Raw genomic sequence first — 14,770 nt, 5'->3', positions numbered from 1 at the left:
ACATGCGACGGCCCCGCGGGACCGGGTGGTCCGCGGGGCCGCCGCCGCCCTGGTGGGGGCTGTCGCCAGGTGATGTCCGACGACGAGTAGCGGCATGGTGCCGTCGGCGTCCTCACCGATCTCGCTGGGCTCGCTGCCCTTCGGCACGCTGTTGTACTCCTAGAGGAGCAGCCGGTCCGCGCCGGCCAGCGCACCCACGACCACCGGCACCGCCGGTGCCGGCAGCACCGGGCCGTGTCGAAGGGTCGGCGTCCAGCCGGCGTCCGGGGCCAGGTCCGGCTCGTGCGCCGCGTTGTACGCGCCCACCAGGTCGACCGGGCGGGCCCGGTCTCCGGCGGCGCGGACCCAGTTGCCCCGGGTGGTGACGGCGGTGCCGCCCCAGTCGTAGAGCAGGGTGTCGGCCGTGACGCCGGCGCTGAGGGTGAAGAAGTTGTTCTCGGCGACCACGGCGGACTGCACGCCGACGCCGATCGCGTACTCGAACCCGTCGCCGGCCAGCCGGTAGTGGTTGTTCCACACGTCGACCTGGCCGAAGCGCACCCGGGGCAGCCGCTGGAGCACCCCGTCGAAGAGGTTGTGGTGCAGGCTCACCTTCAGCCGCCCGACGTCCGGGCCGACGGTGTTGGAAGAGCCGATCAGCATGACCTTGTCCCGCCCGACGAACCGGTTGTACGAGACGGTCACCAGGCTCGCGGTGTGCGTGACGTCCACCGACCCGTCGTGCACCTGGTACGGCCGGCCGAGGTGCACCGGCTGGCCGCTGTCCGGGTTGTCGCCGTCGGTGAAGGTGTTGTGGTCGATCCAGACGTGCTCGCTGCGACGCACCGAGATCTGGTCGTACTGGGAGTTCCAGTTGCCGGCGGCGCCGTCGGTGGGGGACCAGGCGGGGAAGCAGTCCCGGGCGTCGTCGAACGTCAGGTTCCGCACGATCGTGTTGTGCGCGCCGTCGAGCATCAGCGTCAGGCCGGTCAGCCGGGCGCCGCGCAGGCCGACGATCGTGGTGTTCGGGCCGACGTTGATCTGGGTCTGCCGGGTCTGGTTCGTCACCGAGCGCACCCGCGCCGCCTCCAGCGGCCCGCTCGGCGTCACCCGGCCCCAGACCGCCGGGTCGTACGCCGCGAGGTACGCCGCCAGCGAGTACTCCGGGTCGGCGAGGTCGGCGCAGTCGAGGATGCTCCCGTCGGGCCCCTCGAAGCCGTCGACCTCGCCGCTGACGTAGATGATCTTCGGGGTGGCGTTGCCCCGGTTGGTGGCGTTGTCGCCGCCGAGGGCCGCGACCAGCTCGGCCCGGCTGGAGACCACGTGCACCTGCTCCGGGGTCGCCGCCGTGCCGCCGGTCGTGCCGGTCCCCTCAGCCGCCCAGCCGTCCCCGGCCGGCAGCGCCTGCCGGCCCAGGTGCCGGGCGGCCCAGGAGAGCCCGCCGGTCGTGGCGACCGCGCCGTCCGGGGCCGGGGCCGCCGCCGCGCTTGCGGATGTCGCCGCGAGCGCGACGGCGATCGTCGCCGCGCCCAGTGTCTGCTTCCACATCTATCGGACCACCTGTTCGTCGCCTGTTCGATATGGGGCAACGGTAGGTTTCACGATTTATGCGAGTCAATGACTAGCATGTGCAGAAGTGTTGCAATTGATCCGATCGGCCGGTACCATCCCGACCGCCCTCGGTCGGGATCGCGCCGTAATATCCGATATGGACCCGCCTCACGCGGGCGGTTCAGTTGCAGTGCGTTGCGGTCCCTCCTGCCCGGTCAGGTCCGTGCGGTGCGGCGCCACCGCCCACGGCACCGCCAGCTCCGACAGCAGCGCCCCCTCCTCGGCCGCCTGGCGCAGCAACCGGTTGACCCCGCGCACCGTCAGCACCCGCTGCGGGCCGTCGCCCGTGGCGGTGACGAGGTCGCCGCCCAGCGGCGCCGGCTCGGGCGCGGTCGTCACGGCCTCCAGCACCGCGGTGAACGGGGCGGTCCGCGCCAGGGGCGAGATCAGCGCGACCGCCGGGTCGGCCCGGTGGGCGAGGAGGTTCTCCAGCAGCCCGCGCCGGCCTGGCACCTCGCGTGCGCCGGCGTCGCCGGGCAGCAGCAACCGGTCGGTCGGATACTCCAGCACCGCCCGGCCGGCCGTGCCCGTCACGATCACCTCCCCGGCGACGAAGTCCTCCCCGGCCAGGGTCACCGCCGCGACGATCGGCGGTCCCGAACGGGACGACACCCGCAGGGTCGCCGTGTCGTCCACCTCGATCGGCCGGACCCGGTAGCGCTCCACCTCTATCCGCGCGGGGACCACCGGCCCGTCCCCGGCGGCCTCGGCGACCGCCAGGCACTGCATCACCGCGTGCGCCAGCGGGTTGGCCAGGGCGCCGTCCAGCACCGGCCGGCCGTGCAGCGTCCGCCGCCCGGCCCACGGCGCCCGCGCGTAGTAGGCGTCGGAGCGCTGCCAGGACGCCACCGTCGCGATGCCGGTGACGGTACCGAGCCGCCCGGCCCGGACCGCGTCGGTCAGCTCCCTCAGCGCCGCCGAGCCGAGCGCCTGGAAGCCCACCTGGCACGCCCGCCCCGTCGCGGCGAGGGCGTCGGCCAGCTCCCGGTGCTCGGCGGTGGACAGCACCGGCGGCTTCTCCAGCAGCAGGTCCGCGCCCGCGGCGAGCACGTCCAGGGCGATCGGCAGGTGGGTGTGCGGTGGGGTGCAGACCACCACCACGTCCGGCCGGGCCACCCGGAGCATCTCCCGGTGGTCGGCGTGGACCAGGGTGCCGTCGGGCACCGGCGCCGCCGGCTCGTCCTCGATCGGACGTACGTCGACCAGGGCGACCAGCCGCAGCCGCCCGGCGTCGTGCAGTGGGGCGACGACCCGCCGGTGCCAGCGCCCGTGCCCGTTGGCCCCGACGATCGCGACCCTCGGCACGGCGCCGGCCCGTCCCGGTGGCGTCCCCGCGGCGGCGGCCGTCACCGGGTGCCCGCCAGCGTCGCGGCCACCCCGTGCCGTTGCAGGGCGGTCAGCCACCCGGTCACCTCGGCGCGTACGTCGTCGTCCTCGGCCACCTCGGCGGGGAAGACCTCGCGCAGCGCGAACACCGCGTCGACGGCCCCCGCCGGGGTCTTCGCTCCGGCGGCGAGCGCTGCGCGGATCTCCTCGGCGAGCGGGTCGGCCAGCGGCAGGGGGCTGCCGTCGTCGGCGTGGCCCTGCGCGAAGCGCAGCCAGGCGGCCACCACCAGCGTGGCCCAGTGCGCCGACCGGCCCGCGGCCCGCAGGTCGGCGATGGTGTGCAGGATCCGCTGCGGCAGCTTCTGCGAGCCGTCCAGGGCCACCTGGAGGGTGCGGTGGTGGATCGCCGGGTTGGCGAACCGGGTCAGCACCTCCTCGCCGTACGCGACGACCGAGACGCCCTCGGGCGGGTCGAAGCTGGCCGCCACGTCCTCGGCGACCAGGTGCCGCAGCACCGTGGTCAGGTGCGGCAGGGCCAGCGCGTCGGCGATGGTCTCCCGGCCGGCCAGCGCGCCCAGGTAGGCGGCGGCCGAGTGCACGCCGTTGAGGGCGCGCAGCTTCAGCCGCTCCCAGGGTCCCGCGTCGGCGGTGAGCACCGCGCCGGCCCGCTCCCAGGCCGGCCGGCCGCCCGGGAAGTCGTCCTCGATCACCCACTGCCGGTACGGCTCGGCGACCACCGCCGCCAGGTCGGTCACCCCCAGGGCCCGCTCGGCGTCGGCGAGGGTCTGCGCCGTGCTGGCCGGCACGATCCGGTCGACCATGGTGCCGGGGAAGCTGACGCCCTCCCGCACCCAGCCGGCCAGCGGCTCCGGCACCCCCGCGTACGCCACCGACTGCTCGACCAGGCCGCGCAGCCGGCGGCCGTTCGCGGGCAGGTTGTCGCAGCTGACCAGGGCCAACGGCGGGCCCTGCGCGGCGGCGCGGGCGAGCAGCCCGCGCAGCAGCAGGCCCGGGACGGTGACCGGCGCCCGGTCGGTGCGCAGGTCGGCGGCGACCTCCGGGTCGGGCCGCAGCCGGCCGGTCACCGGGTCGAGCTGGTACGCCTTCTCCGTCACCGTGAGGGTGACCACCCGGATCGCCGGGTCGGCCAGCAGCGCCACCACGGCGGCGGGGTCACCGGCGGCGTGCCGCGTCCCGGCCAGCGCGCCGATGACCCGGGTGTGGCACCCCTCGGCGCTGGTGGTGGTGACGCTGAACAGGTTGTCCTGCGCGGCCAGCGTCGTCACCACGTCGGGGTTGCGTGGCGCCACGCCGACGATGCCCCAGTCGCCGCCGGCCCGCGCCATCGCCTCCTCGGTGTAGACCGCCTGGTGGGCGCGGTGGAACGCGCCCAGCCCGAGGTGCACGATCCCCGCCGGCACGCTGCCCGGGCGGATCAGCGGGCGGCTCTCGGTCGGCAGCCGGCGTAGCGTCCCGAGACCGAGCCGGGCGGCGCCGGTCATCGCCACACCGGTCCGTCCGGGAAGCGGAACTCGGCGATCGACTCCGGCTTCATGGTGGAGCTGTAGCCGGGCGCCTCCGGCAGCAGGTAGCGCCCCTCGCGGGTGCGCACCGGGTCGACGAAGTGCTCGTGCAGGTGGTCGACGTACTCCACCATCCGGCCGTCGAGGCTGGTGCCGACCCGCAGGTAGTCGAAGACGGCCAGGTGCTGGACGTACTCGCACAGGCCCACGCCGCCGGAGTGCGGGCAGATCGGCACCCCGAACTTCGCCGCCATCAGGATCTCGGCGAGGACCTCGTTGACGCCGCCGACCCGGCAGGCGTCGATCTGCATCACGCCGATCGCCTCGGCCTGGAGCAGCTGCTTGAAGATGACCCGGTTGGCGGCCACCTCACCGGTGGCGACCCGGCACCGGCCGTTGGTCAGGCCGGTCACCGCCCGCGCGATCCGGGCGTGCCCGAGGATGTCGTCGGCGTGCGTCGGCTCCTCGATCCAGTACGGGTCCACCTCCGCCAGGGCGGTCATGTTGGTGATCGCCTCGTCGACGTCCCAGACCTGATTGGCGTCCATCATCAGCAGCGCGTCCGGGCCGATCTCCGCCCGGATGATCCGCGCCCGCCGCAGGTCGTCGGCCGGCAGCCCGCCGACCTTCATCTTCATCGCCCGCCACCCCTCGGCGTACGCCTGCCGGGTCAGCGCCCGGACCTTGTCGTCGGGGTAGCCCAGCCACCCCACCGAGGTGGTGTACGACGGGAACCCGTCGCGCTCCAGCGTGGCGCGGCGCTCGTCCAGCCCGACCAGCCCCTTGTCGAGGATGGCCGCCGCCTCGTCCGGGGTGAGGGCGTCGGTGATGTGGTGGAAGTCGATGCTGGCCACCAGCTCCTCGGTGGGCAGCTCGGCGAGCAGCTGCCACAACGGCTTGCCGGCCAGCTTGGCCCGCAGGTCCCAGACCGCGTTGACCAGGGCGCCGGTGGCCATGTGGATGACCCCCTTCTCCGGGCCCAGCCAGCGCAGCTGCACGTCGGCGCTCAGCGAGCGCCAGAACGCCACCGGGTCGGCGAAGATCTCCTCGACGGTGCGGCCCCGCACGTGGTGGGCGAGGGCCTCGATCGCCGCGCAGGTCAGCTCGTTGCCGCGACCGTTGGTGAAGGTGAACCCGGCCCCGGTGACGCCGGCGTCGGTGCGCAGCTCGACGTAGCTGGCCGAGTAGTCGCCCCGGTTGATCGCATCCGAGCCGTCGCCCGCGGCGGCGGTCGGGAACCGCACGTCGTGCACGTCGACGGCGGTGACGGTGACACTCACAGGACATTCTCTCCGATCTTGAAGACCTTCTTCGGCAGTCGGTACGCCAGGTCGACGATGGTCTCGGCGGCCTCGTCCTCGCCGAGGCGGTGCTCGGTGACCAGCCGGGCCAGGTAGGCGGCGTCGACCCGGCGGGCCACGTCGTGGCGTACCGGGATGGAGCAGAACGCGCGGGTGTCGTCGACGAACCCGGCGGTGTTGTAGAAGCCCGCGGACTCGGTGACCGACTCGCGGAACCGGCGCAGCACCTCCGGCGAGTCCAGGAACCACCACGGCGCCCCGAGGTACAGGGCGGCGTACCCGCCCGCCAGGGGGGCGAGTTCCCGGCTGAAGGTGTACTCGTCGAGGGTGTAGAGCACCACCCGCAGCCGCGGGTCGTTGCCGTACGCGTCCAGCAGCGGGGTCAGCGCGTGCAGGTACTCGGTGGCCTGCGGCAGGTCGCCGCCGACGTCGCGGCCGTGCCGCGCGTACAGCCAGCGGTTGTGGTTGCGCACCGCGCCGGGGTGCAGCTGCATGACGAGGCCGTCGTCGAGCGACATCCGGGCGAACTCCAGCAGCATGTGCGCCCGGAACGTCTCCGCGTCGGCCGCGTCGGCGACCCCGCGCAGGCCCTTGTCGTAGAGGCGCGCGGCCTCGTCCGCGCCCAGCGCCAGGGTGCGCGCGGTGGGGTGGCCGTGGTCGGTGCAGGTGGCGCCGGCCGCGATGAAGGCCGCCCGCCGCCGGCGCAGCGCCGCCAGGTAGCCGGCGTACGTGCCGGTGTCCTCGCCGGTGATCTCGCCGAGGCGCGCGACGTTGTCCGCCCAGCCGTCGAACTCCATGTCGGCCACGTTGTCCGGCCGGAACGTGGTGATCACCCGGCCGCCCGGCCCGCCCCAGCCGTCGGCGGCGAGCTTGGCGTGCTGCCCGAGGTCGTCCAGCGGCGACTCGGTGGTGGCGAGCACCTCGATGCCGAACCGCTCGAACAGCGCCCGGGGCCGGAACTCCGGCTCGGCGAGCCGGGCCGCGAGCTCGTCGTAGACGGCGTCGGCGGTGGCCGGGGAGAGCGGGGTGCGCACCCCGAACACGTCGGTGAAGGTCTGCTCCAGCCAGAGCCGGGAGGGGGTGCCCCGGAACAGGTGCCAGTGCGCGGCGAAGCGCCGCCAGATGGTGCGCCCGTCGGGCTCCGTGGGGCTGCCGTCGACGGTGGGCACGCCCAGGTCGGCCGGGGCGACGCCCTGGCTGAGCAGCATCCGGGTGAGGTAGTGGTCGGGCACGATGAGCAGCCGCGCCGGATCCGGGAACGGGCGGTCCTCGGCCAGGATCGCCGGGTCGACGTGCCCGTGCGGGGAGATGATCGGCTGGGGCGCGGCCAGCGCGTACAGCCGGCGGGCCACCGCGCGCTGCGCGGGGTCGGCGGGGAAGAGCAGGTCGGTCGTGGGCACGGGTGGGGCTCCTCGGAGGGTGTTCGTGGCTCAGGAGAGGTCGAGCAGGTCGGCGACCCGGACCGGGGCGCCGGTGGTGAAGGAGCGGTTCGCGGCCAGCCCGGTGAGCAGGGCGAGGGCGCCGTCGCGGGCGGTCGCCGCCCGCCCCATCGGGTCCGGCTCGCCGGCGATCAGGACCCGGGCCATCCGGGCGTCGGCGCCGCCGTGCCCGGAGCGGGTGTGCCCGGCCACGGGTACGACCTGCGGCGGCGCCCAGAACGGCCGCAGGGTCAGCGTGGCGGAGCCGCCCTCGGCGGCGGCCTCGTCGCCGTGCAGCGCCGCGCCCTTCAGCGCACCGGCGGACGCGGGGCTGACGTGGTCGCTCTCCACGACCTCCAGCTCGAGGCGGCCCCGGCTGCCGTTGACCATCACCCGGTAGCCCTCGTAGGGGGCGTACGCGGTGAGGTGGTAGGTCATCGTCGCGCCGGTGGAGTAGCGGGCGAGCACCGCCATGTCGTCCTCGATGTCCACGCCCGGGGCGAAGACGTTGCGGTCGCGTTGGTAGCCGTCCTCGGCCTCGGCGTCGAGGTAGAGCTCGCGCAGCTTCGGGTGCGCGTCGAGCCGCAGCGCGAACGGGTCGTCGTCGGCGGCGGGGGAGCCGTGCGCCCGCTCGTAGTCGCGGGCGTAGCCGTGCCGGCGGCCGGCCTCGCCGTAGAAGAACAGCCGGCCGGTGGCGTACACCTCGACGGGGGTGGCGTCCAGCCACCAGTTGACCAGGTCGAAGTGGTGGCCGGCCTTGTGCACCATCAGCCCGCCGGAGTGCGCCTTGTCGCGGTGCCAGCGGCGGAAGTAGTCGGCGCCGTGCCGCACGTCGAGCAGCCACTCGAAGTGCACCGAGCCCACCTCGCCGATCGCGCCCTCGGCGAGCAGTTCGCGCAGCTTCTCGTGCAGGGGGTTGTAGCGGTAGTTGAACGCCACCCGCACCTGCCGCCCGGTGTCGGCGACCGCGTCGAGGATCTGCCGGCAGCCGGCCGCGTCCACGGTCATCGGCTTCTCGGTGATGACGTCGCAGCCGGCCCGCAGCGCCGTGTCGACGTGCGCGGCGTGGGTGTCGTCCACGCTCGTCACCACCAGCACGTCGACGTGCTCCTTGACGAGCATGGCGGCCAGGTCCTCGGCCCGGTACGTCGGCACCGGCGGGTGGCCCAGCTCGCCGAGCCACCGGTTGTGGGCGTCCATGCGGGCCTGGTTGACGTCGGCGAACGCGACGAGTTCGGCGGTGTCGGCGTGGTCGCGCACCAGCGCCCGGACGAACATCTCGGCCCGGGACCCGGTGCCCACGAGGGCGTGTCGGACCCGTTGACCGGTGCTGGACGACATGTCGACCGCCTCCCGTGTTGCTGCAAAGGTTTGCAGCGAAATAACCACGTGCCTCGCGGCGGCGTCAACGATCGATGCCAAACCGGCGGCATAGATCCGATTTGATCCGCATTTCAGCGCATGGTGGGAGCGTGGCCGAAACGCATCTGTAACCATCGGCCGTTGACACCGGCGCAACCGTTTGCATTAATTGGCGGCACCTGACGTGACCCCAGCCACACTGGACGAAGGGCCCCGCCGTGCCAGCCACCATCCGAGACGTCGCCCGGGCCTCCGGCGTGCACATCTCCACGGTCTCCCGCACGTTCTCGGCCCCGCACCTGGTCAACCCGGAGACCCGGGGCCGGGTGCTGGCCTGCGCCGAGGAGCTCGGCTACCGGCCCAACCGCGCCGCCCGCGCCCTGATCACCGGCCGTACGCACAACATCGGCCTGATCATCGCGGACATCGCGAACCCGTTCTTCCCGCCGCTGATCAAGGCGGCGGAGAGCCAGGCCCGCCAACGCGACTACCACGTGTTCGTGGCCGACACCAACGAGGACCCGATCGCGGAGGAGGAGCTGGTCCACGCCCTCGCGAAGCAGGTGGACGGGGTGCTGCTGTGCAGCCCGCGGATGAGCAACAGCATGATCGAGCAGCTCAGCCGCGAAGTGCCGCTGGTGGTGATAAACCGGCAGGTCGCCGGCCTGCCGTGCGTCACCATGGACGTCGGGCAGGGCGCCCGGTCGGCCATCGAGCACCTGCTCGGCCTCGGCCACCGACGGATCGCGCTGCTCAGCGGGCCGCGCGGCTCGTGGACCAGCCGGGAGATCCGCCGGGCGGCCGGCATCGCGGCGCGGGCCGGCGGCGCCGAGTTCACCGTCCTCGGGCCCAACCAGCCCACCGAGACCGGCGGCGCGGCCCTCGCCGAGCAGGTCCGCCGCAGCGAGGCCACGGCGGTCCTCGCCTACAACGACCTGATGGCGATCGGCCTGATCGAAGGGCTCGACGCCATCGGGATGCGCGTCCCGCAGGACGTGAGCGTCGTCGGCATCGACGACATCGCCCTGAGCCGGCTCACCCGGCCCAAGTTGACGACGGTGGCCACGCCCAACGCGGCCGCCGGCCGGACGGCCGTCGACATGCTCCTGCAACACGACACCGTCGCCGCCCGTGGCTCACGCGGCGGTCGGGGTGTCACGAGCGACGACCGTCGTACCACCGCACAGGTAATGCTCCAGACCGAACTGGTCATCCGCGACTCGACCGCCGCCGCGCCGGCGGACGGTCGGAACCGCCCCGACGCCGAGTTGGTCGTCCCGGGCCCGCATCGCCTTGCGGGCCCGGGTCGCCCGACCGCGGCCACCGGTGGCGTCGTCGCCTCCTAACGCCAAGGAGTGAGCGCACATGCACCCCGCAACGCCCCCCACCACTGGCACGCAGGCCGTGCCCGTTCACCGTACCCCCGTCCGCCGGCGGCGGTTGATCCGCGGCCTGCTCGCCGCGGTCGTCGCCCTGCCCCTGGTCCTCGGCGCCGCCGGCTGCGGCGGCGACGACGAGGCCAGCACCGACCCGAACGCCCCGGTCAAGCTCTCGGTCTTCTGGTGGGGCGGTGAGGCCCGGGCGAAACTGACCGAGGAGGCCCTCGCCCTCTACACCAAGAAGCACCCGAACGTCACCTTCGAGAAGACCTGGCAGGCCAACCAGGGCTACTTCGACAAGCTGGCCACCCTCACCGCCGGCGGCAACCCGCCGGACCTCTTCCAGATCGACGACAACTACCTGGCCGAGTACGCCTCGCGCAGCACCACCCTCGACCTGACGTCGTACAAGGACTCCGGCGACCTCGACGTGTCGAAGTTCCCCAAGAGCCTCTGGCAGTACGGCGTGGTCGACGGCAAGCTCGCCGGCGTGGCCGCGGGGGAGAACACCCAGGGCCTGGTCTACAACAAGACGCTGCTGACGAAGAACGGCCTGCCCGAGCCGACCACCGGCATGACCTGGGAGGAGCACATCGCCTGGGCCGAGCAGGTGGCGAAGAAGACCAAGGTGCCCGGCACCCAGGACCCGAGCGCCGACTACAAGGCGTTCTGGGTGTGGCTGCGCCAGCAGGGCAAGGACCTCTACAAGGGCAAGGAGCTCGGCTTCACCGCCGAGGACGTGACGAAGTGGTTCGACCTGTGGAAGGGGGCCCGGGACCGGGGCGCCACCCCGACCCCCGACGTCATCCACGAGGGCAACGCCACCGACATCACCAAGCAGCTCGTGGTCACCGGCAAGGCCGGCACCAGCTGGGTCTGGGTCAACCAGATGCCGGAGCTGAAGAAGAACACCAAGGACGAACTGGGCGTCATCGCCTACCCCGGCGACCCCAGCGCCCAGTGGGCCCGCGCCTCCATGTACTGGTCGGTGTTCAAGGGCAGCAAGCGCAAGGACGTCGCGGTCGACGTGATCAACTTCCTGGCCAACGACTCCGAGGCCGTCAAGATCCTCGGCACCGACCGGGGCCTGCCGTCGAACCTGGATCTGCGCCGGGTGGTCAGCGACGACGTCACCGACCCGGCGATGAAGCAGTCGATCCAGGTCGAGTCCGACCTGGCGCAGAAGTTCGGCGAGGCGCCGCAGGTCCCGCTCAAGGGGCACAGCAAGGTCCGCTCCGAGCTGATCAAGGCGGCCGAGAACGCCCAGTACGGCCGGATCAGCTCCGCCCAGGCGGCGGAGCAGTTCATCGCCGCCTGCAAGACCGCCATCGCCTGACCCTGACGCTACCGAGAGGAACCGGCTCGTGGCCCTGACCACGGCGCCCGGTCCGACCCGACGACGTACCGGATCCGTCCCGACCCCCGCCGGCAGGCGCGGGGTCGGGCGGTCCCGGCACGGGGACGGTCTGGCCGGCTACGTCTTCCTGTCGCCCTGGCTGCTCGGCCTGCTGGCCGTCACGGCGATACCCATGCTCCTGTCGCTCTACCTGAGCTTCACCAACTACGACATCCTCACCCCCTTCTCCGAGGTGGAGTGGGTCGGGCTCGCCAACTACGAGCGGATGTTCACCGCCGACCCGTCGTACTGGCACTCGGTGCGGGTGACGCTCACCTTCGCCCTGATCGCCGTGCCGCTGAAGCTGGCGGCCGCCCTCGGGGTGGCCCTGCTGCTCAACCGCGCCTGGCGCGGCGTCGGCCTGTTCCGCGGCCTGTTCTACCTGCCCTCGCTGCTCGGCGGCAGCGTCGCGCTGGCCATCGTCTGGGTGAACATGTTCAACCGCGAGGGCGCGTTCAACTCGCTGCTGGGCGTCTTCGGCATCGAGGGCAAGCCGTGGGTCAACGACCCCGACTGGGCGCTGGAGACCCTCATGGTGCTCGCCATCTGGCAGTTCGGCGCGCCCATGGTGATCTTCCTGGCCGGCCTCAAGCAGGTGCCCACCGAGCTCTACGAGGCGGCCTCCGTCGATGGCGCCGGCAAGTGGCGGCAGTTCGTCGCCGTCACCCTGCCGATGCTCTCGCCGGTGATCTTCTTCAACCTGGTGCTGGAGACCATCAACGGCTTCCAGGGCTTCACCGCCGCGTTCGTGCTCAGCAACGGCACCGGCGGCCCGGTCGACTCCACCCTGATGTACACGCTGAACCTCTACATCACCGGCTTCACCAACCTGGAGATGGGCTACGCCTCCGCGATGGCCTGGGTCTTCCTGCTCGCCATCGCGATCATCACCGCGATCTTCTTCAGCACCGGGCGGTTCTGGGTGCACTACTCCGACGGGGAGGACCGGTGACGGTGACGGCAACCCCGGCGGCGACTTCGCCAGCCGCGAACGGCCCGCGGCGTCCGCGCCGCGCGGGTGGCGGGCAGGCCGTGCGCCTGCTCATCCTGATCGCGATCGTCGCGGTCGTGCTCTACCCGCTCTTCTGGATGATCGGTACGTCCCTGAAGAGCCAGGAGGAGATCGTCAACAACATCGGCCTGCTGCCGAACGAGTTCACCCCCGGCAACTACGCCGACGGCTGGACCAACTTCGACTTCAGCTTCGGCCGGTTCTTCCTCAACAGCGCGATGGTCAGCCTGCTGACCGTGATCGGCAACGGCGTCTCCTGCCTGCTCGCCGCGTACGCGTTCGCGCGGCTGCGGTTCCGGCTGCGGGGCGTCTGGTTCGCCGTGATGATCGGGACGCTCCTGCTGCCCGGGCACGTGCTGATCGTGCCGCAGTACATCCTGTTCCGCAGCCTGGGCCTGGTGGGCGGCGAGTGGCCGTACCTGCCGCTGCTGATCCCACAGTTCCTGGCCACCGAGGCGTTCTTCGTGTTCCTGATGGTGCAGTTCATGCGGGGCATCCCGCGCGAACTCGACGAGGCCGCCAAGATCGACGGTGCGAACGCCTTCGGCATCTTCCGGCACGTGATTCTGCCGCTGAGCCGGCCGGCGCTGGTCACCACGGCGATCTTCTCGTTCATCTGGACCTGGAACGACTTCTTCCGCCAGCTCGTCTTCCTCTCCGACCTCGAGGACTACACCGTGCCGGTGGCGCTGACCCTGTTCATCGACTCGACGAGCCAGAGCGCCGTCGGCCCGATGTTCGCCATGTCGGTGCTGTCGCTGCTGCCGGTGTTCCTGTTCTTCGTGGCCTTCCAGCGGATGCTGGTGGAGGGCATCAACACGAGCGGACTCAAGGGATGAGGCCGCACCCGGACGACGGGCCGGACCGGGAGGACGGGCCAGCCCGCCGCGACTGGCGGGACGTGCTCACCGACGCCACGGACCTGGCCGTGCTCGGCATCGTCCTGACCCTGGCGGCGCTGCCGGTGCTCACCGCGGCGGCGGCCGTCGCCGCCGCGAGCGCGGCGGTGCACGACCGGTACACCGTCGGTTCCTGGCCCTCCGCGCGGGAGAACCTGGTTCGGTACGGCCGCGCCCTGCTGCCCGGCGTCGGGGTGAGCGTGCTGACGGTCGCCGCGTTCGGGCTGCTCGCCGTGAACGTCGCCGCGCTGGCCGGCGGCCGGGTACCCGGCGGGGCACCACTGCTCCTGGTCACCGTCGTGCTGGCCGCCGCCCTGGCCGGGTACGCCGCGCTGGTGGTGGTGGAGGTCGGCCGCCGCGGTGGCCGCGGCTGGCGGGAGGCCGCCGGTGCCGCCGCCGGCGCCTGCCGCGCCCGCCCGGGCACCTGGGCCGCCGCCGGCGGGGTGAGCGCCGTCGCCGCGCTGCTCGCCGTATTGGTCATCCCGGTCGCGGTGCCCATCCTCGTCGGGTACGTGGTCGCCGCCCTGCACGCCGTCGCGCGGCGGACCGTGCCCGCCCCGGTGGGACAGTCGTGACGGGCGACGGCCGGCGGGCCGGCGTGACCGAGAACGATCGGCAGCTCAGCGTCGACGACGTGCCGGTGGCCCGGTACGTCGTCGACCCGGCGATCGATCCCCGGCACGGCCCCCGCCCGTATCTGCACCCCGTGCGGACCCTCGGCGGGACCGTGGTCACCGACGCGTTCCCGGCCGACCACGTCTGGCACCTCGGCGCGTCCCTGGCCGTGCAGGACGTCGACGGCACCAACCTCTGGGGCGGGCGCACCTACGTCCGCGACACCGGCTACACGTGGCGCGACGACCACGGCCGCATCGCCCACACCCGCTGGGAGACCCGCGACCCGCAACGGCTCGCGCACCAGTTGGAGTGGCGGGACCGGGACGGGGCGGTGCTGCTCACCGAGCGGCGGGAGCTGGCCGCGCAGCGGGTCGGCGAGCGGGCCTGGGCCCTCGACGTCGGGTACACGCTGACCGCCCCCGCCGACCGGGACGTCGCCCTGGGCAGCCCGGCGACCAACGGACGCCCGGGCGGCGCCGGCTACGGCGGCTTCTTCTGGCGGGCGGTCAGCGCGTCACCCGCGCGGGTGTGCACCGCCACCGCCGAGGGGGAGGCCGCGGTCAACGGCAGCGACGCGCCGTGGCTGGCCTTCGCCGGCACCGGACCGGACGGGGCCGCGTACACGCTGGTGCTGGCGGGGCTCGCGGAGGGCGACCGCTGGTTCGTCCGCACCGCGATGTACCCGGGGGTCTGCGCCGCGTTCGCCTTCGACCGGCCCAGGGTGATCACCGCGGGTACGAGTCGCACCGGGCGGCACCGGGTGGTCGTCGCCGACGGCACGCTCGACCAGGCGACGGCCGCCGCGTTGGCCGCCGGCGGGACGGTGTGACGCGGCCCTCCCACCCCGGATTTGACGATCTTGTCCGGCGGGCGTAACTTTCTCTCTGCCAGCGCGGAACGGACGAACAGGGTGAAAGCCCTGGCGAGGCCGGAGCGCGGTGAGGAC

12 protein-coding genes are annotated in these 14,770 nt (G+C 73.0%); 6 read left to right on the top strand and 6 right to left on the bottom strand.

Going from position 1 to position 14,770, the window contains the following annotated elements:
- Positions 1 to 159 precede the first annotated feature (159 nt).
- From ACPXCB_RS06035 to ACPXCB_RS06010, 6 genes are all read right to left on the bottom strand, one after another.
- Positions 160 to 1,527, bottom strand: a complete 1,368-nt coding sequence (locus ACPXCB_RS06035; protein WP_425872939.1) for a pectate lyase family protein — start codon at positions 1,525 to 1,527, stop codon at positions 160 to 162.
- Between the two features lie 171 nt (positions 1,528 to 1,698).
- Positions 1,699 to 2,895, bottom strand: coding sequence for a Gfo/Idh/MocA family protein (locus ACPXCB_RS06030; protein WP_425872937.1), 1,197 nt, complete (start codon positions 2,893 to 2,895; stop codon positions 1,699 to 1,701).
- A gap of 41 nt (positions 2,896 to 2,936) precedes the next feature.
- On the bottom strand, positions 2,937 to 4,418 hold the full coding sequence (locus ACPXCB_RS06025) for a mannitol dehydrogenase family protein (RefSeq protein ID WP_425872935.1): 1,482 nt from the start codon (positions 4,416 to 4,418) through the stop codon (positions 2,937 to 2,939).
- Positions 4,415 to 5,719: an enolase C-terminal domain-like protein gene (locus ACPXCB_RS06020; RefSeq protein WP_425872933.1), complete on the bottom strand. Its 1,305-nt coding sequence runs from the start codon at positions 5,717 to 5,719 to the stop codon at positions 4,415 to 4,417. Before ACPXCB_RS06020 ends, ACPXCB_RS06025 begins: the two co-directional genes overlap by 4 nt.
- Positions 5,716 to 7,140: a glucuronate isomerase gene (uxaC, locus tag ACPXCB_RS06015; RefSeq protein WP_425872931.1), complete on the bottom strand. Its 1,425-nt coding sequence runs from the start codon at positions 7,138 to 7,140 to the stop codon at positions 5,716 to 5,718. Before uxaC ends, ACPXCB_RS06020 begins: the two co-directional genes overlap by 4 nt.
- A 30-nt stretch (positions 7,141 to 7,170) precedes the next feature.
- Positions 7,171 to 8,499: a Gfo/Idh/MocA family protein gene (locus ACPXCB_RS06010; protein WP_425872929.1), complete on the bottom strand. Its 1,329-nt coding sequence runs from the start codon at positions 8,497 to 8,499 to the stop codon at positions 7,171 to 7,173.
- Positions 8,500 to 8,738: 239 nt separating this feature from the next.
- On the opposite strand from ACPXCB_RS06010, the gene ACPXCB_RS06005 reads away from it, so the two are divergent.
- Genes ACPXCB_RS06005 through ACPXCB_RS05980 form a run of 6 tightly spaced genes read left to right on the top strand, consistent with a single transcriptional unit; the run spans position 8,739 to position 14,653 of the window.
- Positions 8,739 to 9,866, top strand: coding sequence for a LacI family DNA-binding transcriptional regulator (locus ACPXCB_RS06005; RefSeq protein WP_425872927.1), 1,128 nt, complete (start codon positions 8,739 to 8,741; stop codon positions 9,864 to 9,866).
- Between the two features lie 19 nt (positions 9,867 to 9,885).
- A complete protein-coding gene (locus tag ACPXCB_RS06000) occupies positions 9,886 to 11,235 on the top strand; it encodes an ABC transporter substrate-binding protein (RefSeq protein ID WP_425872925.1) in 1,350 nt (449 codons plus the stop codon).
- Between the two features lie 28 nt (positions 11,236 to 11,263).
- Positions 11,264 to 12,247 carry a carbohydrate ABC transporter permease gene (locus ACPXCB_RS05995; protein WP_151453250.1) on the top strand — a complete coding sequence of 328 codons (984 nt, stop codon included), beginning with the start codon at positions 11,264 to 11,266 and terminating at the stop codon, positions 12,245 to 12,247.
- A gap of 2 nt (positions 12,248 to 12,249) precedes the next feature.
- Positions 12,250 to 13,146, top strand: a complete 897-nt coding sequence (locus ACPXCB_RS05990) for a carbohydrate ABC transporter permease (protein ID WP_425873414.1) — start codon at positions 12,250 to 12,252, stop codon at positions 13,144 to 13,146.
- The gene (locus ACPXCB_RS05985; protein ID WP_425872923.1) at positions 13,143 to 13,781 is read left to right on the top strand and encodes a hypothetical protein; all 639 of its coding nucleotides are present in this window, start codon (positions 13,143 to 13,145) and stop codon (positions 13,779 to 13,781) included. The genes ACPXCB_RS05990 and ACPXCB_RS05985 overlap by 4 nt, the downstream gene beginning before the upstream one ends.
- Positions 13,782 to 13,804: 23 nt before the next feature.
- The gene (locus ACPXCB_RS05980; RefSeq protein WP_425872921.1) at positions 13,805 to 14,653 is read left to right on the top strand and encodes a PmoA family protein; all 849 of its coding nucleotides are present in this window, start codon (positions 13,805 to 13,807) and stop codon (positions 14,651 to 14,653) included.
- Positions 14,654 to 14,770: the final 117 nt, after the last annotated feature.

Origin of the sequence: Micromonospora sp. DT62, assembly GCF_049847285.1 — a bacterium.
GTDB classification, from domain to species: Bacteria; Actinomycetota; Actinomycetes; order Mycobacteriales; family Micromonosporaceae; genus Micromonospora; species Micromonospora reichwaldensis.
Note: the sequence above shows the minus strand (reverse complement) of the source record. Positions and strands in the feature narration are given on the sequence as shown.